The organism is Mesorhizobium sp. B2-4-7, assembly GCF_006442685.1.
In the GTDB taxonomy this organism is placed as follows: domain Bacteria; phylum Pseudomonadota; class Alphaproteobacteria; order Rhizobiales; family Rhizobiaceae; genus Mesorhizobium.
The window spans coordinates 199,165-218,276 of the sequence record NZ_VFVH01000005.1 but is presented as its reverse complement, the minus strand read 5'-3'; the positions used below and the strand labels follow the sequence as shown (position 1 = coordinate 218,276).

The following is a 19,112-nucleotide window of genomic DNA, read 5'->3' as shown; positions in this document are numbered from 1 at the left end:
TTGGGTCTCCTCCCTGATGACAGGCTTGGTACCTGTCGGTTCAACTCTGCTTCAAAGCGCTCTTCAGATATTTCATGCTGAGTTCCGCCCCTTGCTTGGGGTCTGGCCAGGCATCCAGCTCGGTTGCGATCCAGCCGGAAAATCCGGTGTCCTCGAGCGCCTGGATGATCGGCTCCATATCAAGGTCGCCGCGGTCGAGCGGCGTGAAGGCGAAGGGATCGCGCTGCCAGCCCTTCAAATGCACATAGCTGATGCGCTTGCTGAATTCGCGAATCTGCGCGGCCGGATCACCGCCAGCGGCTGCCAGATGCGCGGTGTCCGGACAGAAATCGATCGCGGTATGTTTGAAAATCTCGCGAACTTCGTCGGGACCTTCGACGATGGTCGACAGATGCGGGTGATAGTGCGCGCGCAAGCCCGCCTTGGCTGCGATGTCGATGACCTTGTCGAGCGCCGCGCCGAGGCGCTTGAAATCATCTGGCTGCCGGCCTTTGGCTCGCTTGGCGCCACCGCCGACGACCAGATGCTCGCCGCCGAGTTCGGCCACGGCAGCCGCTCCGCGTTCGATCCGCGCCAACTCCTCGCCAAGGATATCGTCGAAGATAAAGTTGGCACCGGAGTAGCCGGCCACGAGCACGACGCCGGACTGGTCCAAGGCAGCGCGCAGCGCGCCATTGCGTCCTTGATAGTCGAGGAGATTGCCGTCGAAGAGTTCTGTTCCGGTATATCCGGCCGATCCAATGTCGCGGATCGCCTGCTCCATGTCACCGAAGGTGCGATAGGTAAGCTGGGTGATCGAAGTGACGCCGACGGCGTTGCCACCGAGCGCACCCCAGCAATTGGCGTGATAGGCCAGTTTCACCGGCATCTCGTATCCTCCCTGCCTGTAGCCGATGCATCACCGCGCGCAGCGCGGGGCCGGCATCTTTGGCTGGAGAAGAATTCGGACAACGGACGTGCGACATCCTTCGCCTTCGCGAGGGCTGTCGACGTTAGGAGCCCTCCTCCGAGCCTGGCTGATACTTATGCCCGCCTTTCGCCGCTCGTCAATCATTAAAATGCAAAAGTCGGCATACTTTTGTTTGTAAAATACATAAGTTCCTGCTTGATCCGTAAATGAGGCCACGGTACCCATGGCTAACGGCGTGATGACCCTGAGCCGGCAGCGATAGAGATCGGGAGATGAGCCTCGGCAAGACTATGGACGAGCGCAGCGCCACAGACCCCGTACAGTCGGACCAACCGCGCCGCGCCGCCGGCCGGCCGCGTGCCAGCGAATCCGCGCATGGCAGCCTGGCCACGCTGCTCAACCTTATACGGACCGAGGCGGCAACGACCCGCCAGGAGCTAGAGAACCAGTCGGAACTGGGGCGCGCCGTCGTCACGGATCGTCTCGCCACGCTGCTTCGGCTAGGGCTGATAGAAGAAGGCGAACTCGGCCCGGCGATCGGCGGACGCGCACCACGCCATGTCCGCTTCCGGCCGCGCATTGGCATGATCCTGGCCGCCGTGCTCGATCATTCCTCGCTGGCAGTCGGTGTATCAGACCTGTCCGGCCGCCTGCTGGCCGAACATCACGAAGCGGTGGAACTGGCCGCAGGTCCCGAGCCGGTGGTCCAGCGGCTAGCAACGCTGTTTGCCTGGATGCTGGAAGAGCATGGCAGTGAGGCCAGCATCTGGGGCATCGGGCTGGCGGTGCCCGGAGCCGTTGAGAAATGCGATGATCAGCGGCTGTTCGCGCCGGCGCTGAATGCGTTCCAGAACTGGGATGGATTCCCTTTCGTCGAGCAGTTGGCCACGCTTGTCGGCGCGCCGGTATGGGTGCGAAGCGGCGTCCAGACGATGACGATGGGCGAACTGAAGTCCGGCAGCGGCCTCGCCGACATGATCTTCGTCAAGCTCGGCCGCTCGATCAGCGCCGGCGTGGTTTCGGAGGGAGCGTTGCACCGTGGCGCGCAGGGCGCTGCCGGCATGATCGGTCATACTTTCATCGAGGGCAGAAATCTCGAAGCTGTTGCCGGCAGCGAAGCGCTCGGACGCGAGGCCCGCCAGGCGGCCGAGAGCGGGAGCAGCCCCTATCTGGCCGAGATGCTTGCGCGCGCCGGCGAAGTGACGGTCACCGACGCTGGCCACGGCGCCCAATTGGGCGATCCGTTCTGTATCGACCTTCTCGGGCGTTGCGGCCGTGCGGTCGGCGAGGTACTGGCGCCATTGGCCAATCTGCTGAACCCGTCATTGATCGTACTCGGCGGCAGCGTGGCCCAGACCGGGGACATACTGTTGGCAGCCGTACGCGAGGCGGTCTATCGCCAGTCGCATCCGATCGTCACCCGCGACCTGCGTATCGTCCGTTCGCAGATGGGCGGCTCGGCCGGACTGGTCGGCGCCGCCCAAGTCGTTGCGGAAGCACTGTTCGATGCGAAATTTCTGCAGGGGTGGATTACGCTCGGTTCACCGCGTGAGCATCCGGAATTCAAGGATTTTCTCGCGCGGGCCGCACTCGGAACCAGCGCTCGCCCGGCAAAGCCACGGCCACCGGGAGGAGCGCTTGCATAGCATCGCCAAGTCGGCCGGGCCGCGTGAACCTGGGGAGGGTTGAGGAATGGCGATCACCGGCCTTGGGCCGCATGGCGAACGGGCGGTTCCAGCCGACCAGGTCGGGTTGTCGAATGCCGACGCCGATCTCGCCCGCAACCGGCGCTTCTCGGTCGCCATCGTTCTCCACACCACCAAGAGCGACTGGGCTAAGGAGGAATTGGCCGGGATCGTCACCACGCTTGGCCGCTACGGAGCGGCGGTGGTCGAGGTCGTCGACTGCGGCTTCGACATCGAGCGGCAAATTTCGGAACTGAAACGGCTGGCCGGCGAAGCCGTGGATGCGGTGGTCTCCATTCCAATCGGCAGCAACCGTGCCGCCGACGCGCATCGTGCAATATCGGCGGCCGGAAAGAAGCTGTTGCTGCTCGACAATGCCCCAACCGGCATGCTGCCCGGCAAGGATTACGTCAGCGTTGTTTCCAGCGACAATTTCGGTCTCGGTCAGATCGGCGCAGAACTCCTGGCGCCACATATACCACAGGGCGGAAAGGTCGGCGTTCTGGCCTATGGCATCGATTTCTTCGCGACGCATGAGCGCGAGATTGCTTTCCGAAAATGGATGGCTGCTCGACGTCCCGACCTGACGCTGGTTCGCGGCAAGTTTGCCGACGTGTCGCAAGCGAGAGCCGCGACCGCCGACTTGCTGCAGGCCAATCCGGAGCTCGCCGGACTGTTTGCCGTCTGGGACGTGCCGGCAATCGCTGCCGTCGCGGCGATCCGCGATGCGGGCAAGGCTATTCCGGTGACGACAGTCGACCTCGGCAACGACGTCGCCACGGACCTCGTTGGTGGAGGCCTGATCAAGGGCATCGCCGCGCAACTGCCTCACGATCAGGGCGTTGCTACGGGCATTGCCACAATTCTCGGCCTGCTCGAACGCCAGCCGCCGGCCTGGATCGCGCTTCCCGGGCTCAGTGTCACGGCCAGCAATGTAGTAGAAGCCTATCAAGTCGTCTGGCGCACACCAGCGCCCGCCGCCTTGCTAATGGCGCGCAAGCCACGAAACAGCCTGCCTTGACCGACAATGTCGTCTTCGCGAGGGACCGCGCGGCAAAGAGCAACGGCACGCTGATCACAAGCGGTCCGCGTCTCGTCGGCGCCATCATGGCGTCAAATGTTTGCCTGGGCATCCGCAAGCAGGAGCCCGAGCTTCAGGCGATCCTCAACAAGGCGCTCGGCGAGATGGCCGCGGACGGTACGCTCGCGCAGATGTCGAAGAAGTGGTTTGAAGTGGGCTTGAGCCCGAAGAGCTAAAACAATTCCAGGAAAAGTGTAGAGCGGTCTTCCCGGAAAAGCGTGTAGCGCTTTCCCTGGAGAATTGCATAAAAGTGATAGAGCGCTTCGTCATTTCCATCGAACGATGAACCGCTTTAGGATATCGAGCCGCGCGCCGCTCGGCGCCGCAGCTATTGCGAGGCGGACATTCGGCCGCAGGTTCTGCGAAAACTCAGCTGGATACGGCCGTGATCTGGGCGGCCTTGTCGGCGCGCAGCAGCATGCCGAAGAGGTCGCGTGGCTCATCCGGGTCCGCCAGCAGATCGAGCTCCTCGTAGAGGCCGGTGCGCTGAAGCTGGTCGCGGACGTAGCGCAGCGCGGAAAAGTCCTCGATCGCAAAGCCGACGGAATCGAACAAGGTGATCTGGCTGGCATCCCGGCGGCCGGCGGCCTTGCCGGTCATCACTTGCCACAACTCCGTCACGGGATGGTCCGGCTCGAGTTGCTGGACTTCACCCTCGATGCGCGACTGCGGCGGGTATTCGACGAATATGTCGGAGCGCAGCAGAATATCGCGATGCAATTCCGTCTTGCCGGGGCAATCGCCGCCGACGGCATTTATGTGCACGCCCGATCCGACCATGTTGTCCGTCAGGATGGTCGCGGAGCGTTTGTCGGCGGTGACCGTCGTGATGATGTGAGCCCCTTCCACCGCCTCCTGCGCCGAAGCGCAGATCGCGATGTCGAAACCGAACCCCGCAAGGTTTTTCGCGCACTTCAAGGATGCCGACCGATCGATGTCATAGAGGCGAAGCCTGTCGATGCCGAGCAGGGCCTTGAAGGCGATGGCCTGGAATTCCGACTGGGCGCCATTGCCGATGATTGCCATGCAGTCCGCCGCATTGGGAGCAAGGTATTTGGCCGCGACGGCCGACGTCGCCGCCGTGCGCAACGCGGTCAGGATGGTCATTTCCGAAAGCAGCATCGGATAGCCATTGCCGACATCGGCCATCACGCCGAACGCCGTCACGGTCTGGCGCCCGTCGCGCGTGTTTTTTGGATGACCGTTGACATACTTGAAGCCGTAGAGCTGTCCGTCGCTCGTAGGCATCAGTTCGATGACGCCGTCGATGCTGTGCGAAGCGATGCGCGGGGTCTTGTCGAACAATTCCCAGCGTCGGAAATCCTCTTCGATATAGGCAGCGAGATCGATGAGAAAGCGATCGATGCCGACGGCAAGAACCAGCTTCATCATGTGATCGACGCTGACGAAGGGCACGATGTTGAGATGGGGGGTCACAGTTCAATAACTCCGTGTGGGACGGTCCATGATCCGCCGGCCCATCAGGCTCGCGGTCAGGTCCACGAGAAGGGTTGCGGTGCGGTTGCGTTCGTCGAGTGCGGGATTGAGCTCGACCAGGTCGAGGCTGGTGACGAGACGGCTGTCGTGCAACATCTCCATCACCAGATGAGCCTCGCGGAAGGTGGCGCCGCCCGGCACGGTGGTGCCCACGGCAGGCGCGATCGAAGGGTCGAGAAAATCGACATCGAGGCTGACATGCAGCATGCCGTTTTCGGCACTGACCCGCTCGAGAAAGGCGCGAAGCAGCGGGGCCATGCCGTATTCGTCAATCATGCGCATGTCGTGCACGGTGACGCCCGCCTTACGTAGCGCTTCGCGCTCCGCCGGATCGACGCTGCGGATGCCCAGTGTGCAGATACGGGCCGGATCCACGCAAGCCGCCAGGCTGGGGAAGTAGCCTTCGAAGCCGGGTTGCCCGCTGGCATAAGCCAGCGGCACGCCATGCAAATTCCCGCTGGTCGTGGTGTCGAGCGTGTGAAAATCAGGATGTGCGTCGAGCCACAGCACGAACAGCGGGCGGCCGGCTTCCGCCGCCCGGCGGGCGATACCGGCCAGCGTGCCGGCGGAAATGCTGTGGTCGCCACCAAGGAAGATCGGCATGGCGCCGGCGCTGGCTGCATAGGCCGCCTCGGTAATCGCCGCCGTCCATGCGACGATTTCCGGCAGCGCCTTCAAGGCGGCATTGCCGTGGCTGATCGGGCGCAGATCGGCAGAGGCGACGGTGCCAAGGTCGGCCAGCGTATGCCCGAGTTCAGTGAGCGCTGCCGCCAGGCCTGCGGTACGCAGCGCACTAGGCCCCATCTCGCAACCCATCCGGCCCGAGCCGACCTGGATCGGTGCCCCGACGATCGTACAATGCATCCGTATTTCCCCGCGCGTTTTCTAGGCCTCATTGGAGCGCGGATAACTGGCAGGATGAACATATCAAATTGGCAAATTTGTCGAAATTGGCTATCAAAATGGAATGATTTGATTGCATTCTGAGCCATGGATCAGCTTGACGAACAGCTCATCACGCTTTTGCGGCATGACGCGCGGCGCAGCATCTCGGACCTTGCCATGGATGTCAGCGTCTCGCGGGCAACGGTCAGGTCTCGCATAGAGCGCCTTGAAAAAGCCGGTGCGATCATCGGTTATACCGTCATCCTGCGAGCCGATGCCGTCGACCAGCGTGTACGCGGCATCATGATGGTGGAAATCGAAGGGCATGCCGCCGATCGTGTGATCCGCGCTCTTGGCGGCTTCTCGGAGGTTTCGACGATCCATACCACCAACGGCCGCTGGGACCTGGTGATAGAACTGGGGACACAGACACTGACCGAATTCGACGCCGTGCTGCGGCGCATCCGCCTGATCCCCGGCATCACCGGCAGCGAGACCAGCCTGTTGTTGGCGACACCCCGGAGCACCAAGGCGCGGCTTTGATCGCTGTCTGCGAATAGCCTAGCTGGCCAAACCGGCAGTGCTGCTCCTGCACCGTTGTGCGGCGCAACCCTAAATGAGCTCGGACTTGGCCAACCTGTGGCAACCTCCAGCGGGGGCGGACCTTGCTGAGAAGAACAGAGCTGCGTGAGCGGCGAGATCTGTCATCGACCCGCGTCACGCGACACCGATTGAGCGAACGCGTCAAGTCGCGCAAGTCTGCCCCGTCCTAGTGTTGGTGGCCTTCCGGCTCAACCATCTTGAACGGCAGGACCTGTTGCTTGCCCTTAGAGGTCAGGATCAGCCTCGCCTCGAACTCGTGCGGCTCGGCGGGGGCGACGCTGCTTTCACGGCGGTGGTGATTGCCGGCGACAGGCCCGAGCGAAAGCGTCTCGGGACCTTCGGACCGGTCGATGATCACGGTCGCCCCCAGATCGTCGGCATGGCTGTCGATGGTGAGACGCAAGCGCTCGCCAGCGGGCGTATCGACGATTTCGAGCGTTCCCGTTGCCAGGTCGCTGACGACCTTGAAAGGCTCCGGCGCATGATCGGCGTGGGCCGAACCGCCCGCCACGGATCCGCCTTCGCCTTCCAGACGGATGTTCGCCTCCGAGAGCGCCGGCAGGTGGTCGAACAGCTCCCCTCTCAAAGCCTCCGCGATGCCGACCACATCCTTTGCGCTCGCTGTCTCGGCCACCTTGATGGCGATATCCGCATGCAGCCTGTGGCCGATCCAGCGCGCCCGCACCTGGGCGACCCGTTGGATGCCCCTCACATGTTCAGCCGCATGATGGATTTCCTCGACGATGCCCGGCTCGACGCCATCCAGCATGCGTGTCAGCACCGCCTTTGAGGACTGCCAGACGATGGCGAGGACAGCCACAGTGATCAAAAGGCCGATGATCGGGTCCGCGAGCGGGAAGCCTAGCCAGACGCCGGCCGCGCCAAGCACCACCGCAAGGCTGGTGAAGCCATCGGTGCGGGCGTGATAGCCGTCGGCGATCAGGGCCGCGCTGTTTATCTCGCGGCCGACGCGGATGCGGAATACCGCGACAGCCTCATTGCCCAGGAAACCGACGAGGCCGGCGGCGGCAACCCAGCCGAGGAAGCTGATGGCTTGGGGATGGATCAACCTGTCGATCGCCTCATAGCCGGCGACGATGGCACTGAAGAGGATAATCAGGACGATGATGATGCCGGCCAGGTCCTCGACCCGGCCAAGGCCGTAGGTGAAGGTCTTGCTGGGCTTGCGCCGCGCCAGCATGAAGGCGATCCACAGCGGGATGGCGGTGACCGCGTCGCCGACATTGTGGATGGTGTCGGCAAGCAGCGCCACGCTGCCCGAGAGGAATACGATGACCAGTTGCAGCACCGCTGTGAGGGCTAGCAGCACGAACGACCATTTGATCGCCCAGATGCCGCGTGTGGTCGTCGCGATTGTGGGATCGACCACGCCATGCGTGTGGCCGTGTCCGCCCTCGCCATGGTCATGGCCATGCCCGCCGAAGCCTTGAGCTGCCGGGCCGAAGCCGAACCAGCCGCGAATGCCGTCCATCATGGAGCGTGTCTCACAAGTATTTGGTGATGTCCTTGAATTCATCGATCGAGCGGCGCTGCTCACGCGGCAGCGGCCCCACGACATCTTCCAGGCAGTGGTTTAGGTGATCCTGGATGAGCGTCTTCTTGGCCTGGGAAACAGCCCTTTCGACGGCATGAAGCTGCTGGGCAATGTCAAGGCAAGGCCGGCCTGCTTCGATCATCTCAATAACGCCCCTCAGATGACCGTCGGCCCGCTTCAGCCGTTTGACGATGTCGGGATGGGTCTCGTGAATGTGGGGACGCTCTTTCATTCTGAAGTGCTATCCCCCCGGAGGGGATATTGTCAATTCAGGATGCTCGATTCCCCGCGGCGTCCCGAACGCTACTTTCGACGGTTGCATGGCTGGTTCTGGCGATCGCGGCGCCAGCGACATCGCCCTGACGCTGCGCACCACTGTTAAAATGCACCGACGCGATGACGTAGCGCGGCGCCCCTAAATGTGATCATGCCGTATCGGCTGCGGGCGCACTCAAAACCCCGTGCGGCAAAGGTTTTCAAGATCCGCCTTTGCTATTCCCTCGAGGCCGAGCGCGGGAAGAATATCGTTATCCCCCTTGAGATCGCGACCGTAAGCCGCCGATAATATCGAAACTCCAGACTCGTGGAGCGTCGCCGGTTTCTCGGTGATCTTACCCAACAATACGGTCGGCAGCAGTCCAAACGGAACATCCTCGAGAATGTAGCGGCTTTCGATTGTTGTCGGACCAAAGCCGCCACGGCCTTGACGATCCATCTCCTGGTTCATCTCCGAAACGGTTCCCTTCGGAACATGAAACGACAATGAAAAATGCTCCTGGACGGTGCGAACCGCGATACCAAAATGGGCCGCGATGGCTAGCCGTTCGGCATCCAGAGCCTCGATAAGGCGGCCAGCGGCAGGGGTGACGTTTCCCCCCTGGCTCCATTGCTCGGCTTTTTCCATGCGTGTCAGGTTGAGAAGGGCAATTCCCAAGTGGTTTTGCGGATTGAGGTTGCTGAGCGCGATCGCAAGCATGCCGTCGCGCTTGACGAAACGATCACCGAATAAGCTCGTGCAAAGTCCGTATCCTTCATCCTGAGCTTTGAAAGGCAGCGTCGCGACATCAAGCTTCTGGCGAATGGTGGTGACATGGACCTCGGTTGGCCCGAGTTGCCGCCCGGTCAACAGTGTTGTGCCCCACAGGACGATCGGCAAGCTGACCTTGCGCTCCGCCAACCGCCTGGAGAGATACAGTGCCCCGAACGAACAATGCGAACTGATGATGACCGGGATTCCATCGATCAGATGGGGGGCGGCAGCATCCATCACCATCCTGTGGCCGTAAGCCGGAAGTGCAATCACCACCACGTCCGCGTTGGCGATGGCATCCTTGCAATCCTTGGCGATGCGCACCGGTACCGTCGCCGCGATGTCCCCCGTCGCTTTCAACAATTCGCCGGTAGCCAACCCCTTGGTGCGCTGCCCCGACGGTGACCAAAGCATTGGCGAATGCCCCGATCCTGCCAAATAGGCGGCAAAGCCATAAGCAATTGCTCCGGCGCCCAGAATACTCACGCGCATAATATTCCTCCTGTCGCAGGCTTTGTGGTTCGAGAATCCTTGCCGCCGTCACCTGAATTCTTTTCTTCAGGAGGCTTCGCAAGCTGGAGCCGCGTCTGACGTCCCTGTCCGCCTCCGACCCGGATTCTGGCGCTGAGGCCGGCATATGCACAAAGCCCGTAACGAACATTCGTTTCCGCTTGACATATATCAAAAACGAATGAGACGATGTCAATCATACGGATTACGCATGTAGGAGAAACATGGAAACCCGGGACCTTCAGACCTTCCTTGCGGTTGCTGCCAGCGGCAGTATCACCAGGGCGGCTGACATGCTCGGGCGTTCCCAGCCTGCGGTGACGCGCACCATTCAGGAGCTCGAGGCCGAACTTGGCTTCGAATTGCTGCATCGGATCGGTCGACGGGTGCAGTTGTCTGAAGAAGGAGTCGCGTTCGAGGAGGAAGCACGACGCCTGCTGATGTCCTTCACCGAACTCGCAGCGCGGGCCAAGATGATCGCCGCCGGCAGAGGGCGAATCCTGCAGATCGTCACCACCTCCGCGATCGGCACCGGCTTGATCCCTACGGCCTTGGCTGAACTCCAAGGTGCCGAGCTTCCGCACGAGACGCATCTCGGGCAGTTCCTTCCCTCGACCGTCGCTCAGGAAGTGCGCAGCGGACGTGCCGAGGTCGGGTTTTCAAGCCTGCCGCTCGATACGCCCGGTCTGGATGTCCTGCGGCTCTATTCGGCGCCTGATGTTGCTGCCGTGCGGGAGGATGATCCGCTGGCCGAACTAGATGTCATACCGCTTTCCGCTTTTGCCGGCCGCCGCGTCGCCACGTTGCTCAACCCGCTGCGTTTCCAGTTGCATGTCTCCAAGGCGTTGGCGGCCAGGGGCATCGACACCGGGCCAGTAATCCGCACGAATACCGCCTATGGCGCGTTGCAGATCGTACGCCGGACTGGTGTTGCGGCTGTCATCGATCCCCTCACCGCCTATGGCGTGGGCTTGCCTGGGGTCGTCATCCGCCCGATCGACGTAACCGTCCTCTTTTATTGGGGTGTTGTGGCTGGCGAAAAACGCCCCCTTCGTCCAGTCGCGCAGGCGTTGGTGGATGCGGTCGAGGCGGTGGCTGAACGGTCGATCGTTGGCTTCAAGAAACTCGATCCGACCCTGGCCGGCCAATTGGTGGCCGATCCTGCCTCCGGCACAAATCACGGAACGGGAATATGAAGCACACCCCCAGTTCGCACCCCCCGAGAGGTCTAGCCGCGCTTGAAGCACAACTTGCTCAGGACCTCGATTTTCTCGAACTGCCTGCCAAGCCATGGGTTCCCGCGCGTTCGCGCGATGGCGTGCCGGTCCGTGACGTCGTTGTGATCGGCGCCGGCATGTGCGGACTTGCTGCCACCGCAAAGCTGGTGCTGACGGGGATAACCAATGTCGTCGCCTATGACGCGGCTCCGGCCGGCTTCGAAGGGCCATGGATAACGTTTGCCCGCATGCAAACGCTCCGGTCGCCGAAAACGCTGCACGGTCCGTCGCTCGGCCTGCCGCAGCTGACATTCCGCGCCTGGTTCACGGCACAATGGGGCGTCGAGGCATGGCGGTCGCTGGACAAAATCCCCAAGGGCCAGTGGATGGACTACCTGGTCTGGTATCGGAACGTTCTTGGTCTGCCGGTGCGCAACAGCGTGCGCATGACAGGCGTTGCAGCCGTTGGCGATCTGATTGCGATCGATGTCGAGGGCGCGGAAACCGGCCGGGTTCTCACCCGTCGTCTCGTTCTAGCCACCGGTCGGTCCGGTCTCGGCGGTTTTGCCGTGCCCGATTTCCTCAGGGGCATCGATCGCTCCTATTGGGCCCATTCTGCCGACGATATCGATTTCGATGCACTGAAGGGCAAGCGTGTGGCGGTTATCGGCGCCGGTGCCTCTTCGATGGACAATGCCGCGACGGCGCTCGAGGCGGGCGCCGGTTCAGTCGACATGTTGATCCGGCGCAAGGAAATGCCGCGCATCAACAAGCTGACCGGAATCGGCAGCCAGGGTGTCATCCTCGGCATGTATCATTTGCCTGACGCCTGGAAGTGGAGATTCTTCGACTACACCGCCTCGACCCAGACGCCGCCGCCGCGTTCATCGACGCTTCGCGTGTCTCGTCATGCGAATGCCCGCTTCTTTCTCGACTGCGGCGTGGTCGCGGTAAAGGAAGATGCCGGAGGCCTTCTGGTCGAAACCACGCAAGGACCGGTGCGCTACGATTTCATGATCGCTGCGACCGGCTTTTCAAATGACTTCAGTGGTCGCCCGGAATTCGCTGCCCTCGCCCCACACATTCGCACCTGGTCGGATGGTCGATATACGCCGGACATGGGGCCGCCGCGCGCAGGCATGTTGGAGGCACCGGATCTCGGCCCCGCCTTCGAATTCCGCGAGCGCGTCCCCGGTTCCTGCCCGATGCTGGCGCATGTCCACTGCTTCAACGACGCCGCCATGCTGACCCATGGTAAGGTCTCCGGCGATATCCCGGCCGTCAGCGCCGGTGCCGACCGTCTGGTCCGCGGCATTGCCGCGTCGCTGTTCGCCGAAGACGTCGAAACCCACTTCGCCAATCTGATCGCCTATGACACCCCGGAGCTTCTGGGCGACGAATGGGTCGATTCAACACCCTTGTTGCATAAGGAGGCCGCACTGTGATCGACGCAATGGACAAGGCTGCGGGTCTTCACCGGACGATGCCCTTTTCGCTGCACGGCGGTTTCGGCCCGAATTCGTGCGAGGGGCTGAGGAATGTCGCCTCTCCGTCCTGCAGCCGGCAAACGATCAGGGGCTGGCGCCGAATTTGCGGGTCGCTCTGGCCCGTCGCATGGCAGCTCTGAACGCCGATCCTGTCCTGATGGCCGAATATGACGTGCAACTGGCTCAGCTTGGTCCCACGGAGCAGCTTCTGTCCTTGGCCTGGGGGGAAACGGGTTTGAATGAACCCCTGGCGACCATCGCCCGACATGTTGACCTGATCACCCTGACGCCGAAAAAGGCGGAGGCGAGCCACATTGCTCTGCTCGCCCAAGCCGGATTGAACAATCCCCAGATCGTTGCGCTCTCCGAATTGATTGCCTTCATCAACTTCCAGACTCGGGTCGCAACCGGCTTGCGATTGATGAGGCGGGCATGATTTCCTCGGTGCGCCTGAAGCCGCTGAATTGGCATCCCTATATCGCACCGGTCGAGCTATCGGAGGCAACGCCGGAACAGCTCGAAGCGATGAAGGTTACGCCGTCGGCCAAGAAAGTTTCGGAATATGTGCGCACCCTTGTGCATGATCCCGAGAGCTATCTTGCCCGCACGGTGTTGTTCAACGCGATCATGTACGTCGAGGGCGGGCTTGCCCGTCCCGACCGCGAGCTTGGCGCATTGGGTGCCTCGATCGTCAATGGCTGCAAATTCTGTGCCGTTGTTCACGCCCGCCGGCATGCAGAGCTGACCAAGAGCGATGAAGTGGTCACCGCGCTGTATCTCGACAAACCTGAAAAGCTCGGGTCGCGCGATGCGGCAATCTACAACTTTGCCCGCCGCCTGTCGGCGGCGCCGTCGGAAGCGACGGCAGACGACGTCGCCTCGCTGCGATCAGTCGGCATGAATGATGCCGAGATCATCGACCTCGTCCACGCCATAGCGATCTTCGGCTGGGCAAACCGGCTGATGCATGTCCTGGGCCATGCGGAGAGCGAGTGATGACGTCGCATACGGTCAAGCCAGTCCGTCCCACACTTTCCGAAGGGCCAACCAGCAATGCTTGAACTCAAAGATATAAAGCTGTCTTACGGAAGCACGCAGGTCCTGAACGGCGTCAATCTCTCGGTAAAGCGGGGTGACGTGGTGTCGATCATCGGCCCCAGCGGCACCGGCAAGACCACGCTGCTGAAATGCATCAACTATCTGGCCAAGCCGTCGTCAGGAACCATCGCGTTCGATCAGATTCGGATGGATTACCAGCGTGCCGACAAGGCCGCTGTCCAGGCGATCCGGTTGAGGACCGCGATGGTCTTTCAGCAGTTCAACGTCTTCAAGAACATGACGGTCCTCCAGAACGTGATGGATCCGCTCGTTGTGGTGCAGCGCAAATCCAGGGAAGAGGCGCAGGAAATCGCGCTCAGAGAGCTCGATCGGGTCGGTCTCTCGTCGAAGCGAGACAGCTATCCATCCCAGCTCTCGGGCGGCCAGCTCCAGCGCACCGGCATCGCACGCGCGCTGGCGGTGCGTCCTGACGTCATCCTCTTCGATGAGCCTACGTCATCGCTGGACCCTGAACTTGTCGGTGAAGTTTTGAAGGTGATCAAGGATGTCACGTCGTCAGGGATCACGTCGCTGCTTGTGACCCACGAGATGCAATTCGCAAAGAACATCTCGAACCGGATCGTTTTCATGGACCGTGGCGTGGTTGCCGCCGACGGCAATCCGGCTGAAATCTTCGACGCGCCTTCCAGTCCACGACTGGCTCAATTCCTGCAGTCAGAACTCGCTTTTCAATAGCTCAACAAGAAGGGAACCCAAGAAATGTCTGCAATCACATCCGGTTTTTCCCGCCGCTATGTCCTGGCCGTCGCTGGTGGCATCGCAATTGCCCTTGCAACCGCGGGGACCAGCTATGGTCAGGCCGTCCGGACGATCAAGATCGCGACGTCTGCCGAATCCAAGCCGCTGGCCTGGGGCGCCATCGGCGTCGAACCGCAAGGCTATGAGCCCGATCTTCTGAGGGCGATCAATGCGAAGCTGCCGCAATACAAGTTCGAAATGGAAGGTGTCTCTGATATCGCCCAGGAAACCGGCCTTGCCACCGGGAAGTACGACATCGCCGTAGGTGGCTACTACAAGTCGCCCGAGCGAGAGAAGCAATTCATCATTCCAGAGAACCCGATGGGCGCCAGTCTGATGAAAATCTATAGCAAGAAAGACAGCGGCATAAAGGAAATGAAGGACCTGGTCGGCAAGAGGATCGTTCCGACCACGGCCGGTGGCGGAACCTACAAGTTCATCATGAACTGGCAGAAAGAGAATCCGCAATACAAGCTCGACGTCACGGCATCGAGCGCCGGGATCCCCTACCCGAACCGCCTGGATGAAGTTCAGAACGGCAAGTTCGACGCATTGGTTCTACCGTCTAACCTCGGTGAGCAGGCGGTCATCGACAACAAGAAGCTCGATATCGTCGCATCGGATCCGGTCTACAGCAACAACACGTACATGCTGATTCACCGGTCAGCGGAAAACAAGATCCTGGCCGAGGACGTCAACAAGGTGCTCAAGGAACTGAAGGACGACGGCACGATCGACAAGCTCTCGCAGAAGTGGTTCGGCGAGGACATCGTGAAGTACATGAAGTAACAAGGCGTCCTTAGCTGCATCTGGATAGCCGGCGTTGAGGCAGAACTGCAAGAAGGAGTGTTCCAAGTGGACGTTTCTGCTATGATTCCCGAGTTGCTCTCGGCGTTGCCGCTGACGCTGGCCATCACTTTTACGGCCCTCATTGCTGGGCTCTGCCTAGCTCTCCTTGCGACAACACTCCGGGTCCGCAGGGTGCCAGTGATCAGTCACCTGGCGGATCTCTACGTATCCTATGCCCGGAGTGTTCCCGTCGTCCTCCAATTGTTCGTTGCGTTTTACGGGCTTCCCTTGCTGGTAATCCTGTTCGGCTCCGAAGATTTTTTCTCGCCGACGATCGCCGCGATGGTGGCGTTGAGTTTTTATCACGGCGGCTACCTGTCAGAAGTCCTGCGACCTGCATATCTGGCCGTCGATCGCGGCCAGCATGATGCGGCAGACAGTCTTGGATATACCTTTCGCCAGAAAATCACGCGCGTCATCGGGCCACAAGCAGTGCACTTCGCATTGCCGGGCTACGGGAACTCCGTCATCTACCTGATCCATAACGTTGCGCTGGTGATGTACATCGGGGCGGCGGATGTCATGGCGACCGCGCATTTGATCATGGAGCGCGACTATAATCAGTACCAGTTCGAAACCTATCTCGTGCTGGCGGTCATCTATTCGGTGATGTGCCTGATCGCATGGCTCATCGTCCGCTTCTTCGAGCTTCGTTCCCCGATGCAGGCACCGGAGGCTACGACATCTGCTCAGATCAAGAACACACTGATCGCGAGCGTGTGACCTAACAAGGGTATTTGACCATGTTTGAGACCGATATCCTGCTCCAGGACTCGCGGGAAATTCTGGGCGCCGTACCCGTAACGCTTGCAATGGCCCTCACGATCTTCGTGCTCTCGACGATGGTCGGCAGCCTGTTTGCGCTCGTGGAATATAGACGGATTCCCGCACTGCGAGAGCTCGTCATGGCCTACAAGGTCGTCTTCAAGGGCGTTCCGATGGTGATCGTGATCTTCCTCGCCTATTTCGGTCTTCCCCCCGCGCTTCAGTTTCTGTTTTCATTGGTTGGCATAGACTTCAACGCCCACCAAACGCCCAATTGGGTTATCCTTGTCATTGCGGTGACCGGCTGTGTCGCGGCGTTCCAGGCCGAGATTATCAAGGGAGCCCTCAACGCCTTTGACACCGGTCAGGCAGATGCAGCCTATTCGCTTGGCTATACAAGGGGCCAACTGTTCCGACGGGTGCTATTTCCCCAGGTCGCCCTGACAGCAATTCCCGATCTGACAACCTCGATGATGGTTATCATGAAGGCGCTTTCACTCGGATTCGCCATCGAGGTTGTCGATATCTTCGCGCAGTCACAGCTGACCGCCGCGTTGAATTTCTACTATCTCGAAGCCTTCGTAATTGCCGTCGTGATCTACATGGTGATTGCCTATATCGTCACACAAATCGCCGACAGGCTGGAGCAAGCGCTTAGGGTACGGACCTGAGGATGTAGAATAGAATCTTCTAGCAAGATCGACTTGTCTTCCGCGGAAGCATCCTGGTAGTCGATGCCGCAATCGATGCGCGCCTCGAGCCGTGCGGCGTTCCGCGAACCGTCACGGCGGCCGACCTTATCTGGTGCGGAATCGAGGGATAGAGCCGAGACAATTTGAGGCCTCTCGTTAAGAATGCGATAACCAATTGGTAACGGTGCCTGCCTAGCTTCGTGATCCGATGGCCGGCTCGCCCGGCCACATTTTACACGGAGCGGCGACGGGCGGGCGGATGTATCTGGTAATGGAGAAGCTTGTCGCCTTCCCGGCGTCATTGTTGAAATTCGCCTTGAGGATCTCGGTCGTCATCGTGTTTTGCGCCGCCTCTGCTTCCGCCGTGCAGGCCAATTCCAGATTTTCAGGCATTGTCATCGATGCCAAGACAGGCAAGACCCTCTACAGAGATCATGCGGACGCTCCGCGCTATCCAGCGTCTCTCACCAAGATGATGACGCTCTACCTCATCTTCGACGCGCTCGAGAGCGGCAGGATCTCGAAAGGCACGGCGATACCGGTGTCGGCCAATGCCGCCAACGAGGCTCCCTCCAAACTCGGACTGAAGCAGGGTCAAACGATCACCGTCGAACAGGTCATATTGGCGCTGGTAACGAAGTCCGCCAACGATGCCGCGACGGCCATTGGCGAGTTCCTCGGCGGGTCGGAGGTCGGCTTTGCACGTCTCATGACGCAAAAAGCACGACAGTTGGGAATGACCTCCACCACGTTCAGGAACGCTAACGGACTGCCCGACACAGCCAGAAGACCACGGCGCGCGACATGGCACGCCTTGGCCTGGCGCTCAGGGATCATCACCCTGGCTATTATTCCTACTTCAACACCCGATCCTTCAAATACAAAGGTCGGCGCTTCGGCAATCACAACCATCTGCTCGGCCGGGTGAAGGGCGTGGATGGGATCAAAACGGGATACACGAATGCCTCGGGCTTCAACCTGGTTTCTTCCGTCGAGGCGCAGGGCCGCAGCATCGTCGCGGTGGTGATGGGCGGACATACGGTCAGGAGCCGAGATGCACGCATGAAGCGTCTCATCAGCCGCTATCTGGCTAAGGCTTCCAACGGTCCGGACCGGTTCAGGATCGATCGTGGCGGAGAAAGCGCATTGGTCGCCTCCGCGGCTTCGAACGCATCGGTGCCCACTCCGACGTGGAAGCCAGCCCGGGTGGCCGATTCCCGAGCCGCTTTCGCCGCTGAGGCGATGGGCGATGTGTCCAGGGAGCAGGCCTTGTCTGCCGATGCCATCGATCCGATCAGCACCGCTTCCACCCAAGAAGGTCAATGGATCATCCAGATTGGATCGATGCCAAGCAAGGCCGCAGCTCGTGAAATCCTTTCACTGGCGGCTCGCAAAGCGCCAAAACTGCTTTCGAACACTTCTGCTTTTACCGAGGCCTTCGAAAAAGATGGCGATGTGTACTACCGCGCCCGATATGCCGGCTTCGATAACAAGTCGGAAGCGTGGCGCGCTTGCGGGCGACTGGCGCTCAAAAAAATCGATTGCTACGCGCTCACTCGGTAGGTGGGATCGAACGCCCATGCGAACGCTGCAACTCGCCTCTCCCGACGTTGTCTCACCAGGACCACGCGGCAATATCGAAAGATGTCCTCGAGCCCTCTTCAATCCTTCGCATGGGGCTTCGGTGTGAGACGCCGCGGTTGTGCGCCTCGGAGCAACGTCGTCTCGTCGACTTATCAAGACACCGGTTGCGGCTTTTTCGTCACGGGTAGCGTCCTTCGTTGTTGCCTCATCGCTGCACTATGTGTTGCAACTGTCACAAAGGCCGGCCCTCAAGCTGCTGTCAACGGGATTGCCTTGCCCCGCTTCGCGTCGTTGAAGAGTTCTCCTGTGAATATGCGGGTCGGACCGGGCACCCAATATGACGTCGAATGGGTTTATGTCCGGCCCAGGATTCCGCTTGAAATCTACCAGGAATATGGAAACTGGCGGCGCGTGCGAGATTGGCAGGGAACATCCGGCTGGGTCTTCGGTCCGCTTCTTTCGGGGCGAAGGACCGCTGTAACCGCCCCATGGAGCAAGGACAAGATCGCGCTGCGCCGGAAGCCTTCGGTTTCCAGCCTCGTCACCGCCTGGCTGGCGCCGGAAGTAATTGTCGAACTGGTGCGCTGCGACGGGCAATGGTGCAGGGTCGCGGTCAAGTCGCTGGCAGGTTTCGTCAGGCAAACCCGCCTTTGGGGCATCTATCCTAACGAAACACTCTAACAGCAGCACTCGTCAGAAGGCTGCTGCTGGTCGGCCGGTGATGGCATTTCGCGTCGCCTTCAGCCAAATCAAACCTCGCGAGAAGAACGCCGAGTTGAGGGCGTTCCGCACAACTATGGCTGACATCTGGCCGGCGATAGCGCCCCTCCCACCTGTCGCGAGCCTTCGCGACGGCCTGCCCGACTATTCCGGCGGCCGTCGAGCAATGGACTTCCTCAAGTCAG

21 protein-coding genes are annotated in these 19,112 nt (G+C 60.8%); 15 read left to right on the top strand and 6 right to left on the bottom strand.

The annotated features are described in order from the left end of the window. Positions 1-40: 40 nt before the first annotated feature. Positions 41-868, bottom strand: a complete 828-nt coding sequence (locus FJ946_RS16655; RefSeq protein ID WP_140499312.1) for a sugar phosphate isomerase/epimerase family protein — start codon at positions 866-868, stop codon at positions 41-43. 314 nt (positions 869-1,182) lie between these two features. On the opposite strand from FJ946_RS16655, the gene FJ946_RS16650 reads away from it, so the two are divergent. From FJ946_RS16650 to FJ946_RS16640, 3 genes are read left to right on the top strand one after another with little or no spacing between them, the layout of a single operon-like run. After that, the gene (locus FJ946_RS16650) at positions 1,183-2,556 is read left to right on the top strand and encodes an ROK family protein (RefSeq protein WP_224519041.1); all 1,374 of its coding nucleotides are present in this window, start codon (positions 1,183-1,185) and stop codon (positions 2,554-2,556) included. A 46-nt stretch (positions 2,557-2,602) separates the two neighbouring features. Next, positions 2,603-3,616, top strand: coding sequence for a substrate-binding domain-containing protein (locus FJ946_RS16645; RefSeq protein ID WP_140499314.1), 1,014 nt, complete (start codon positions 2,603-2,605; stop codon positions 3,614-3,616). After that, positions 3,613-3,852, top strand: coding sequence for a transporter substrate-binding domain-containing protein (locus tag FJ946_RS16640; RefSeq protein ID WP_181167255.1), 240 nt, complete (start codon positions 3,613-3,615; stop codon positions 3,850-3,852). The genes FJ946_RS16645 and FJ946_RS16640 overlap by 4 nt, the downstream gene beginning before the upstream one ends. Before the next feature lie 193 nt (positions 3,853-4,045). On the opposite strand, the gene FJ946_RS16635 is transcribed toward FJ946_RS16640, so the two are convergent. Both FJ946_RS16635 and rocF read right to left on the bottom strand, forming a co-directional pair. After that, positions 4,046-5,113: an ornithine cyclodeaminase gene (locus FJ946_RS16635; protein WP_140565591.1), complete on the bottom strand. Its 1,068-nt coding sequence runs from the start codon at positions 5,111-5,113 to the stop codon at positions 4,046-4,048. A gap of 3 nt (positions 5,114-5,116) precedes the next feature. Then, entirely contained in the window at positions 5,117-6,037 is a 921-nt protein-coding gene (gene rocF / locus FJ946_RS16630; RefSeq protein ID WP_140559896.1) for an arginase, read from the bottom strand. A 126-nt stretch (positions 6,038-6,163) separates the two neighbouring features. On the opposite strand from rocF, the gene FJ946_RS16625 reads away from it, so the two are divergent. Further along, positions 6,164-6,601 (top strand): Lrp/AsnC family transcriptional regulator, encoded by a 438-nt coding sequence (locus FJ946_RS16625; protein ID WP_140499320.1) that lies wholly within the window; start codon positions 6,164-6,166, stop codon positions 6,599-6,601. Positions 6,602-6,827: 226 nt separating this feature from the next. Here FJ946_RS16625 and FJ946_RS16620 read toward each other — a convergent pair whose 3' ends face one another. From FJ946_RS16620 to FJ946_RS16610, 3 genes are all read right to left on the bottom strand, one after another. After that, positions 6,828-8,156, bottom strand: a complete 1,329-nt coding sequence (locus tag FJ946_RS16620) for a cation diffusion facilitator family transporter (RefSeq protein WP_140565593.1) — start codon at positions 8,154-8,156, stop codon at positions 6,828-6,830. 10 nt (positions 8,157-8,166) lie between these two features. Then, complete coding sequence (locus tag FJ946_RS16615; RefSeq protein WP_140499324.1) at positions 8,167-8,448, bottom strand: metal-sensing transcriptional repressor; 282 nt, start codon at positions 8,446-8,448, stop codon at positions 8,167-8,169. A gap of 219 nt (positions 8,449-8,667) precedes the next feature. Further along, positions 8,668-9,738 carry an NAD/NADP-dependent octopine/nopaline dehydrogenase family protein gene (locus FJ946_RS16610; RefSeq protein ID WP_140565596.1) on the bottom strand — a complete coding sequence of 357 codons (1,071 nt, stop codon included), beginning with the start codon at positions 9,736-9,738 and terminating at the stop codon, positions 8,668-8,670. Between the two features lie 242 nt (positions 9,739-9,980). Between FJ946_RS16610 and FJ946_RS16605 the strand changes: the two genes are divergently transcribed. The 11 genes from FJ946_RS16605 (at position 9,981) to FJ946_RS31175 (ending at position 18,888) form a co-directional block, all read left to right on the top strand. Further along, entirely contained in the window at positions 9,981-10,952 is a 972-nt protein-coding gene (locus FJ946_RS16605; RefSeq protein WP_140499328.1) for a LysR family transcriptional regulator, read from the top strand. After that, positions 10,949-12,418, top strand: coding sequence for an NAD(P)/FAD-dependent oxidoreductase (locus FJ946_RS16600; RefSeq protein WP_140565598.1), 1,470 nt, complete (start codon positions 10,949-10,951; stop codon positions 12,416-12,418). Before FJ946_RS16605 ends, FJ946_RS16600 begins: the two co-directional genes overlap by 4 nt. 169 nt (positions 12,419-12,587) lie before the next feature. Then, positions 12,588-12,896, top strand: coding sequence for a hypothetical protein (locus FJ946_RS31180; RefSeq protein ID WP_246673072.1), 309 nt, complete (start codon positions 12,588-12,590; stop codon positions 12,894-12,896). Beyond that, positions 12,893-13,456 carry a peroxidase-related enzyme gene (locus FJ946_RS16590; RefSeq protein ID WP_140559900.1) on the top strand — a complete coding sequence of 188 codons (564 nt, stop codon included), beginning with the start codon at positions 12,893-12,895 and terminating at the stop codon, positions 13,454-13,456. The genes FJ946_RS31180 and FJ946_RS16590 overlap by 4 nt, the downstream gene beginning before the upstream one ends. Before the next feature lie 57 nt (positions 13,457-13,513). Further along, complete coding sequence (locus FJ946_RS16585) at positions 13,514-14,254, top strand: amino acid ABC transporter ATP-binding protein (protein WP_140565601.1); 741 nt, start codon at positions 13,514-13,516, stop codon at positions 14,252-14,254. Between the two features lie 24 nt (positions 14,255-14,278). Beyond that, on the top strand, positions 14,279-15,106 hold the full coding sequence (locus tag FJ946_RS16580) for a transporter substrate-binding domain-containing protein (protein WP_140565603.1): 828 nt from the start codon (positions 14,279-14,281) through the stop codon (positions 15,104-15,106). Positions 15,107-15,172: 66 nt separating this feature from the next. Further along, positions 15,173-15,889 (top strand): amino acid ABC transporter permease, encoded by a 717-nt coding sequence (locus FJ946_RS16575; RefSeq protein ID WP_140565605.1) that lies wholly within the window; start codon positions 15,173-15,175, stop codon positions 15,887-15,889. 20 nt (positions 15,890-15,909) lie between these two features. Then, entirely contained in the window at positions 15,910-16,602 is a 693-nt protein-coding gene (locus tag FJ946_RS16570; protein ID WP_140559903.1) for an amino acid ABC transporter permease, read from the top strand. A 292-nt stretch (positions 16,603-16,894) separates the two neighbouring features. Continuing rightward, positions 16,895-17,551 carry a serine hydrolase gene (locus FJ946_RS31545; protein ID WP_348640505.1) on the top strand — a complete coding sequence of 219 codons (657 nt, stop codon included), beginning with the start codon at positions 16,895-16,897 and terminating at the stop codon, positions 17,549-17,551. Beyond that, a complete protein-coding gene (locus FJ946_RS31540; RefSeq protein ID WP_348640508.1) occupies positions 17,443-18,186 on the top strand; it encodes an SPOR domain-containing protein in 744 nt (247 codons plus the stop codon). Before FJ946_RS31545 ends, FJ946_RS31540 begins: the two co-directional genes overlap by 109 nt. A 327-nt stretch (positions 18,187-18,513) precedes the next feature. After that, positions 18,514-18,888, top strand: a complete 375-nt coding sequence (locus tag FJ946_RS31175) for an SH3 domain-containing protein (RefSeq protein WP_281405857.1) — start codon at positions 18,514-18,516, stop codon at positions 18,886-18,888. The last annotated feature ends 224 nt before the right edge of the window (positions 18,889-19,112 follow it).

What these genes read in the sequence shown, in the direction of transcription:
- FJ946_RS16600 (WP_140565598.1), top strand. Translation starts at nt 10,949, where the DNA reads ATGAAGCACACCCCCAGTTCGCACCCCCCGAGAGGTCTAGCCGCGCTT.
- FJ946_RS16615 (WP_140499324.1), bottom strand. Translation starts at nt 8,448, where the DNA reads ATGAAAGAGCGTCCCCACATTCACGAGACCCATCCCGACATCGTCAAA.
- FJ946_RS16590 (WP_140559900.1), top strand. Translation starts at nt 12,893, where the DNA reads ATGATTTCCTCGGTGCGCCTGAAGCCGCTGAATTGGCATCCCTATATC.
- rocF (WP_140559896.1), bottom strand. Translation starts at nt 6,037, where the DNA reads ATGCATTGTACGATCGTCGGGGCACCGATCCAGGTCGGCTCGGGCCGG.
- FJ946_RS16580 (WP_140565603.1), top strand. Translation starts at nt 14,279, where the DNA reads ATGTCTGCAATCACATCCGGTTTTTCCCGCCGCTATGTCCTGGCCGTC.
- FJ946_RS16655 (WP_140499312.1), bottom strand. Translation starts at nt 868, where the DNA reads ATGCCGGTGAAACTGGCCTATCACGCCAATTGCTGGGGTGCGCTCGGT.
- FJ946_RS16570 (WP_140559903.1), top strand. Translation starts at nt 15,910, where the DNA reads ATGTTTGAGACCGATATCCTGCTCCAGGACTCGCGGGAAATTCTGGGC.
- FJ946_RS16585 (WP_140565601.1), top strand. Translation starts at nt 13,514, where the DNA reads ATGCTTGAACTCAAAGATATAAAGCTGTCTTACGGAAGCACGCAGGTC.
- FJ946_RS16610 (WP_140565596.1), bottom strand. Translation starts at nt 9,738, where the DNA reads ATGCGCGTGAGTATTCTGGGCGCCGGAGCAATTGCTTATGGCTTTGCC.
- FJ946_RS16645 (WP_140499314.1), top strand. Translation starts at nt 2,603, where the DNA reads ATGGCGATCACCGGCCTTGGGCCGCATGGCGAACGGGCGGTTCCAGCC.
- FJ946_RS16605 (WP_140499328.1), top strand. Translation starts at nt 9,981, where the DNA reads ATGGAAACCCGGGACCTTCAGACCTTCCTTGCGGTTGCTGCCAGCGGC.
- FJ946_RS16620 (WP_140565593.1), bottom strand. Translation starts at nt 8,156, where the DNA reads ATGATGGACGGCATTCGCGGCTGGTTCGGCTTCGGCCCGGCAGCTCAA.
- FJ946_RS31545 (WP_348640505.1), top strand. Translation starts at nt 16,895, where the DNA reads ATGGAGAAGCTTGTCGCCTTCCCGGCGTCATTGTTGAAATTCGCCTTG.
- FJ946_RS31180 (WP_246673072.1), top strand. Translation starts at nt 12,588, where the DNA reads ATGGCAGCTCTGAACGCCGATCCTGTCCTGATGGCCGAATATGACGTG.
- FJ946_RS16625 (WP_140499320.1), top strand. Translation starts at nt 6,164, where the DNA reads ATGGATCAGCTTGACGAACAGCTCATCACGCTTTTGCGGCATGACGCG.
- FJ946_RS16650 (WP_224519041.1), top strand. Translation starts at nt 1,183, where the DNA reads ATGAGCCTCGGCAAGACTATGGACGAGCGCAGCGCCACAGACCCCGTA.